This is a genomic window from Streptomyces sp. KR55, from assembly GCF_052245645.1.
Taxonomy (GTDB): Bacteria; Actinomycetota; Actinomycetes; order Streptomycetales; family Streptomycetaceae; genus Streptomyces; species Streptomyces flavusporus.
In genome coordinates this window covers 1-7,810 of the sequence record NZ_JBQQCE010000462.1, presented here as the reverse complement: position 1 = coordinate 7,810, position 7,810 = coordinate 1, and the positions used below count along the sequence as shown (strand labels likewise).

Here is a 7,810-nt window from a genome sequence, read left to right as displayed (position 1 = left end):
CGCTGGTCGGTATGGGTTCCCCCACCCCCCCCGTCGCGTCGGTGTGTGGGCCTCAGCACACTCCAGCACCGCAGGTCACAGGCAAGTTGACGCCCCTTCCGACGCCGTGGTGGACTTCCGGGGCCATGTACGGCGGCAGGAGAGGAAGCCCGGTGTGAATCCGGCGCGGTCCCGCCACTGTGACCGGGGAAGGAACTCCCCGGGAGCCAGGAACTCTCACCGCCGGTCTCGTCGAACCAGGGCGTGGACACCCTGAGTGAGGACATATCGCGATGCTCGGCTGCCGTTCGAGGTTGAGGTTCAGTACCCGGGTTCTGCCCGACCCCGCGATCGGCTGAGCCGATGCGTGCCGATCGCGTCTTCGCGTACGGCGCCGCTCTCGGTCTCCTCGGCGATCTGCTCCTCGGTGATCCGCGCCGGGGGCATCCGGTCGCCGCGTTCGGGCGGGCCGCCGGTGGGGTCGAGCGGATGCTGTGGCGGGACCACCGCGGGTGGGGTGCGCTGCATGCCGTCGTGTGTGCCGGTTCGGCGGTGGCGCTCGGGACCGCGGCCTCGCGTCTCGTACGGTCGTCCCCCGCCGCCTCCGTGGCCCTCACCGGCGTCGCCACCTGGGCGGTCGTGGGCGGGACGTCGCTGGCCCGCGAGGCCCGGGCCGTCGGCCGTGCCCTGCAGGCCGGTGATGTGGAGGGTGCACGGGCGCGGCTGCCGCATCTGTGCGGGCGGGATCCGCAGGCGCTCGACGCGGACGGGATCGCCCGGGCGGTCGTGGAGTCGGTGGCCGAGAACACCTCCGACGCGGTCGTCGGGGCGCTGGTGTGGGGGGCCGTCGGCGGGGTGCCGGGGCTGCTCGGGTTCCGGGCCGTGAACACCCTCGACGCCATGGTCGGGCACAGGTCGCCCAAGTACCTGCGCTACGGGTGGGCTTCCGCACGCCTCGACGACCTCGCCGGGTGGCCGGGCGCCCGGCTGACCGCCGTACTCGCCGCGGTGGCCGGTCCCGATCCGCGGGGAGCCGTACGGGCCTGGCGCGCGGACGCTGACCGGCATCCGAGCCCCAACGCCGGGCCGGTGGAGGCCTCGTTCGCGGGGGCGCTCGGGGTACGGCTGGGCGGGACCCTGTCCTACGGGGGCCGGGTCGAGCGCCGGCCCGTGCTCAACGCGTCGGCGGGGCGGGCCGTCCGGGTCACCGACGTGGAGCGGGCGGTACGGCTGTCCCGGCGCGTCGGACTGCTCGCGCTCGGCGTCTGTGTCGCCGGGCGGCTGCTGACAAGGGGGCGTACGTCATGAGTGGTGGGGGTCTGCTGGTCGCCGGCACCACCTCCGACGCCGGCAAGAGCGTCGTCACCGCCGGGATCTGCCGGTGGCTGGTGCGCCAGGGCGTGAAGGTGGCGCCCTTCAAGGCGCAGAACATGTCGCTGAACTCGTTCGTCACGCGCGAGGGTGCCGAGATCGGGCGGGCGCAGGCCATGCAGGCGCAGGCATGCCGCGTGGAGCCGACCGCGCTGATGAATCCCGTGCTGCTCAAGCCGGGCAGTGACCGCAGCAGTCAGGTCGTCCTCATGGGCAGGCCCGTGGGCGAGATGAGTGCGCGCGGCTACCACGGAGGGCGGCAGGAGCGGCTGCTCGGGACCGTGCTGGACTGTCTGGCCGAGTTGCGGGGCACGTATGACGCGGTGATCTGTGAGGGGGCGGGCAGTCCCGCCGAGATCAATCTGCGCCGGACCGACATCGTGAACATGGGGATCGCCCGGAACGCGCGACTGCCCGTGCTCGTCGTCGGCGACATCGACCGCGGGGGCGTCTTCGCCTCGTTCTTCGGGACGGTCGCGTTGCTGTCGCGCGAGGACCAGGAGTTGGTCGCCGGCTTCCTCGTCAACAAGTTCCGCGGCGATGTGTCGCTGCTCGAGCCGGGGCTGGAGATGCTCCACGGGCTCACCGGGCGGCGTACGTACGGTGTCCTGCCGTACCGGCACGGCCTCGGTATCGACGAAGAGGACGGACTGCGGGTGTCGCTGCGGGGTACCGTCCGGGAGTCCGAGGTGTCCTCCCCCGTCGGCGAGGACATCCTCCGGGTCGCCGTCTGCGCCGTCCCGTTGATGTCCAACTTCACGGACGTGGACGCACTGGCGGCCGAACCGGGGGTCGTGGTGCGGTTCGTGGACCGGGCGGAGGAACTCGCGGACGCGGACCTCGTCGTGGTGCCCGGCACCCGGGGGACGGTCCAGGCCCTGGAGTGGCTGCGGGAGCGCGGCCTCGCGGACGCCCTCGCCCGCAGGGCCGTGGAAGGACGGCCCGTCCTCGGCATCTGCGGCGGTTTCCAGATCCTCGGTGAGCACATCGAGGACGAGGTCGAGTCGCGCGCGGGCCATGTGGACGGGCTCGGACTGCTGCCCGTGCGCGTGCGGTTCGCACGGGAGAAGACCCTCACCCGGCCCGTCGGCGAGGCGCTCGGCGAGCCCGTCGAGGGGTACGAGATCCACCACGGGGTCGCCGACGTCGTAGGCGGAGAGCCCTTCCTGGACGGCTGCCGGGTCGGGCAGACCTGGGGCACGCACTGGCACGGCTCGCTGGAGTCGGACGGTTTCCGGCGGACGTTCCTGCGCGAGGTGGCCGCCGCCGCGGGCCGCCGTTTCGTGCCGGCGCCCGACACCTCGTTCGCCGCGCTGCGCGAGGAGCAGCTCGACCGGCTCGGCGACCTGATCGAACAGCACGCGGACACGGACGCGCTGTGGCGGCTCATCGAGTCGGGCGCGCCGCAAGGACTGCCTTTCATTCCACCGGGAGCGCCCGTATGAGCACTGTGTTGTTGTTGTCGACCGCCGACACCGATCTGCTGGCGGCCAGGGCCGCTTCCGGTGCCTCGTACCGGATCGGCAACCCGACCCGGGTGGATGTGGAACAGGATCTGCCCGGGCTCCTCGACGGCGCCGACATCGCCGTCGTACGACTGCTGGGCGGCAAACGGGCCTGGGAGGACGGGCTCGCCGAGCTCAAGGCCTCGGGCATCCCGACCGTGCTGCTGGGCGGCGAGGCCGTACCGGACGCGGAGCTGATGGCCGAGTCGTCCGTCCCGGCCGGAGTGGTGGCCGAAGCGCTCAGGTATCTGGTCGAGGGCGGGCCCGCCAACCTCACCGAACTCGCCCGGTTCCTCTCCGACACCGTGCTGCTGACGGGCGAGGGGTTCGTCGAGCCGCAGAAGATGCCGGAGTACGGCGTCCACGGCGAGCGTCCCTTCGTCGACGGCCGTCCCACCGTCGGCGTGCTCTTCTACCGGGCCCATGAGCTGAGCGGCAACACCGCCTTCGTGGACACCCTGTGCGACGCCATCGAGACGCGGGGCGCCAACGCCCTTCCCGTGTACTGCGGTTCGCTGCGCGATGCGGACGCGGAGCTGTACGAGCTGCTGTCGAAGGCCGACGCCCTGGTCGCCACCGTCCTCGCGGCCGGCGGCACGCACGCCTCGCGGGCGTCGGCGGGCGGCGACGAGTCGTGGGACATCGGCAGGCTCGCCGAGCTCAACATCCCTGTGCTGCAAGGTCTTTGCCTCACCTCCTCGCGGGCCGCCTGGGACGAGTCCGACGCCGCCCTCTCCCCCATGGACGCGGCGATGCAGGTCGCGATCCCGGAGTTCGACGGGCGGATCGTCACCGTCCCCTTCTCCTTCAAGGAGCAGGGCCCGGACGACGTGCCCGTGTACGTCGCCGACCCGGAGCGGGCCGGGCGCGTCGCCGGAATCGCCGTACGGCACGCGCGGCTGAAGCACAAGCCGAACCCCGAGAAGAAGCTCGCGCTCGTCTTCACCGCGTACCCGACCAAGCACTCGCGCGTCGGCAACGCCGTCGGCCTCGACACGCCCGCGTCGGCGGTACGAGTCCTGGACGCGCTGAGGGACGCCGGGTACGGCCTCACCGAATACCCCGACAACGGCGACGAGTTGATCCACCGGCTCATCGAAGCCGGCGGGCACGACGTCGAGTGGCTGACCGAGGAGCAGCTGGCCACCGCGCCCGCGCGCGTGCCGCTGGCCGACTACCGGGCGTGGTTCGACAAGCTCGACCCGGAGCTCAGGGACGGGATGCTGGAGGCATGGGGCGAGCCACCGGGTTCGCTGTACGTCGACGGGGACGACATCGTCCTCGCCTCGCTCCGGTTCGGGAACGTCGTCGTCATGATCCAGCCGCCGCGCGGCTTCGGCGAGAACCCGATCGCGATCTACCACGACCCGGACATGCCGCCGTCGCATCACTACATGGCGGCGTACAGGTGGCTGGAGACTGCAACATCGGAGGGGGGCTTCGGTGCCGACGCCATCGTGCACATGGGCAAGCACGGCACGATGGAGTGGCTGCCGGGCAAGGGGCTCGGGCTCAGCGGCGGGTGCGCGCCGGACGCGGTCCTCGGGGATCTGCCGTTGATCTACCCGTTCATCGTCAACGACCCCGGCGAGGGCACCCAGGCCAAGCGGCGCGGGCACGCCACCGTCGTCGACCACCTCGTGCCGCCGATGGCGCGGGCCGACACCTACGGCGACCTGGCCAAGCTGGAGCAGCTGCTCGACGAGTACGCGCTCGTCTCCGACCTGGACCCGACCAAGGCCCCGGCCGTGCGCGCCCAGATCTGGACGCTGGTCAAGGCGGCCGAGCTGCACCATGACCTGCATGTCGACGAGCAGCCAGACGACGAAGAGTTCGACGAGTTCGTCATGCACATCGACGGCTATCTGTGCGAGATCAAGGATGTGCAGATCCGGGATGGTCTGCACATCCTCGGTGGTGGGCCGGTGGGCGAACCGCGCGTCAACCTCGTGCTCGCCGTGCTGCGCGCCTCGCAGGTGTGGGGCGGGCAGGCGAACGCGCTGCCGGGGCTGCGGGCCTCGCTCGCCGAGCACTTCGGGCTGGTGGAGAAGGAGCTGCTCGCCGAGCCGGGCGCGCCGGTGAAGGTGCCGGTCGAGCTGACGGACCTAGTGAAAGGCCCCTCGCGTACGGCCGCCGACGCCATCGACCTGCTGGAGCAGCTGTGCCGGCGGATCGCGGAGGGGATGGAGCAGCGCGACTGGGCGACAGCCGAGAGCGGCCCGCTGATCAGGGACGTTCTCGGTGCCGAACTGCCCGAGGCCGTCGCGGTGTTGGAGTTCGCCTGCAACGAGGTCGTACCGCGCCTCGCCCGTACGACGGACGAGATCGGCCACATCCTCAAGGCACTGGACGGCGGCTACGTCCCGGCGGGACCGTCCGGTTCGCCGACGCGTGGACTGGTCAACGTCCTCCCCACCGGCCGGAACTTCTACTCCGTCGACCCCAAGGCCATTCCCTCCAGGCTGAGTTGGGAGGTCGGGCAGTCGCTCGCCGACTCGCTCGTGCAGCGGTACCTCCAGGACACGGGCGAGTACCCGAAGTCCGTCGGCCTGACGGTGTGGGGTACGTCCGCGATGCGCACCCAGGGCGACGACATCGCCGAGATCCTCGCGCTGCTGGGCTGCCGTCCGGTGTGGGACGACGCCTCGCGCCGGGTGACCGGCTTCGAGGTCATCGGCCTCGAGGAGCTGGGCAGGCCCCGCATCGACGTCACGGTGCGCATCTCCGGCTTCTTCCGGGACGCGTTCCCGCACGTGGTCGGTCTGATCGACGACGCGGTGCGGGCCGTGGCCGAGCTGGACGAGCCGGCCGACCGGAACTACGTGCGGGCGCACGCCGACGAGGACACCGCCGAGCACGGCGACCGGCGGCGCGCGACGGCCCGTGTCTTCGGCTCCAAGCCGGGGGCGTACGGGGCCGGCCTGCTCCCGCTGATCGACGCGCGGAACTGGCGCTCCGACGCCGACCTGGCCGAGGTGTACGCCGTCTGGGGCGGCTACGCCTACGGGCGCGGGCTCGACGGGCGGGCGGCGCGCGGGGACATGGAGACGGCGTTCCGGCGTATCGCGGTGGCGGCGAAGAACGTCGACACCAGGGAACACGATATTCACGACGCAGATGACTATTTCCAGTACCACGGTGGCATGGTCGCCATGGTCCGCCACCTGACGGGCGCGAGCCCCGAGGCGTACGTCGGCGACTCCGCCACCCCCGACCAGGTGAAGACGCGCACCCTGGGCGAGGAGACCCACCGCGTCTTCCGGGCCCGCGTGGTCAACCCGCGCTGGATGGCAGCGATGCGGCGGCACGGCTACAAGGGCGCCTTCGAGATGGCGGCGACCGTGGACTACCTCTTCGGGTACGACGCCACGGCGGGGGTCGTCGACGACTGGATGTACGAGAAGCTGGCGTCGGAGTACGTGTTCTCGCCTGAGAACCAGGACTTCATGCGGAAGTCCAATCCGTGGGCGCTGAGGGGGATCACCGAGCGGCTGCTGGAGGCCGCCGACCGTGGTCTGTGGGCGGAGCCGGACCAGGAGACCCTGGACCGGCTCCGGGCGACCTACCTCGAGCTCGAGGGCGATCTGGAGGGAGACCAGTGATCTCCCTCGGAACCCCCGCATCGGCGGGGACAACCTGGTGCTGCCGCAACGCCGTCGGCGTAATCCAGGACCACCCCCGCGTCGGCGGGGAGCAGGCTTTGATCATGCCGCTCTCGCGTTCGGCGCTCGCACCGATCTCCCATGAGTCACTCGAAGGAGTGGTCCGCGCATGAGTACGCCTTACCCCTTCGCTGCGATCGTCGGCCAGGACGACTTGCGTCTGGCCCTGCTTCTCAACGCAGTGAGCCCCGCAGTGGGCGGAGTTCTCGTACGAGGCGAGAAGGGCACCGCGAAGAGCACCGCTGTGCGCGCCCTCTCGGCGCTGCTGCCGACGGTCGACGTGGTTTCCGGGTGCCGTTTCTCCTGCGACCCTGCCGCGCCGGACCCCAACTGCCCGGACGGACCGCATGAGACAGGCGCCGCAACACACCGGCCCGCGCGCATGGTTGAGCTGCCCGTCGGTGCCTCCGAGGACCGGCTCGTGGGCGCCCTCGACATCGAGCGGGCGCTGGCCGACGGCGTGAAGGCCTTCGAGCCGGGCCTCTTGGCGCAGGCGCACCGCGGGATCCTCTACGTCGACGAGGTCAACCTTCTCCACGACCACCTCGTCGACCTGCTGCTCGACGCCGCCGCGATGGGCGCCTCGTACGTCGAGCGCGAAGGCGTCTCCGTGCGGCATGCCGCCCGCTTCCTGCTCGTCGGCACCATGAACCCCGAGGAGGGCGAGCTGCGGCCGCAGTTGCTCGACCGGTTCGGGTTGACGGTCGAGGTCGCGGCCTCGCGCGAGCCCGACCAGCGCGTGGAGGTCGTACGGCGGCGGCTCTCCTACGACGACGACCCCGCCGGCTTCGCCGCGCACTGGGCCGAGGAGGAGGCCGCCGTACGGGCGCGGATCGTGGCCGCGCGTGAGCTGCTGCCGTCCGTGTGGCTCGGCGACGGGGCGCTGCGGCAGATCGCGGCGACCTGTGCCGCGTTCGAGGTGGACGGTATGCGGGCCGACATCGTGATGGCGCGTACGGCCACCGCGCTGGCAGCCTGGGCAGGGCGGACGGACGTGCTCGCCGAGGACGTGCGGCAGGCCGCGCTGCTGGCATTGCCTCATCGCAGGCGCCGTGCTCCCTTCGACGCGCCCGGTCTCGACGAGGACAAGCTCGACGAGACGCTGGAGCAGTTCGGCGGCTCGGAGGACGACAATGATCCGGGTCCCGGCGGGCCCGGTGGCGGTGGCGGTGGCGGTGGCGGGCAACCGTCGCCCGACGACGGTCCGCAGGGCGGGGACACCGCCGCGCGGCCCGAGGCCGGGCAGAGTGGACAGCCGCAGGCCTCCGGCTCCGGGGAGCAGCAGGCCGTACG

General features: G+C 71.8%; 4 protein-coding genes and 1 riboswitch. All 4 genes read left to right on the top strand.

From position 1 onward, the window contains the following. Nucleotides 1–93: 93 nt before the first annotated feature. Nucleotides 94–235: riboswitch (cobalamin riboswitch) on the top strand. A 107-nt stretch (nucleotides 236–342) separates the two neighbouring features. Then, on the top strand, nucleotides 343–1,287 hold the full coding sequence (locus ACTWQJ_RS41880) for a cobalamin biosynthesis protein (protein WP_443311660.1): 945 nt from the start codon (nucleotides 343–345) through the stop codon (nucleotides 1,285–1,287). Continuing rightward, entirely contained in the window at nucleotides 1,284–2,795 is a 1,512-nt protein-coding gene (locus tag ACTWQJ_RS41875) for a cobyric acid synthase (RefSeq protein WP_443311659.1), read from the top strand. Before ACTWQJ_RS41880 ends, ACTWQJ_RS41875 begins: the two co-directional genes overlap by 4 nt. Then, complete coding sequence (cobN, locus tag ACTWQJ_RS41870; protein WP_443311658.1) at nucleotides 2,792–6,457, top strand: cobaltochelatase subunit CobN; 3,666 nt, start codon at nucleotides 2,792–2,794, stop codon at nucleotides 6,455–6,457. Before ACTWQJ_RS41875 ends, cobN begins: the two co-directional genes overlap by 4 nt. 169 nt (nucleotides 6,458–6,626) lie before the next feature. Next, nucleotides 6,627–7,810: ATP-binding protein (locus ACTWQJ_RS41865; protein ID WP_443311657.1), on the top strand; the 1,184-nt coding region annotated here is incomplete at its 3' end.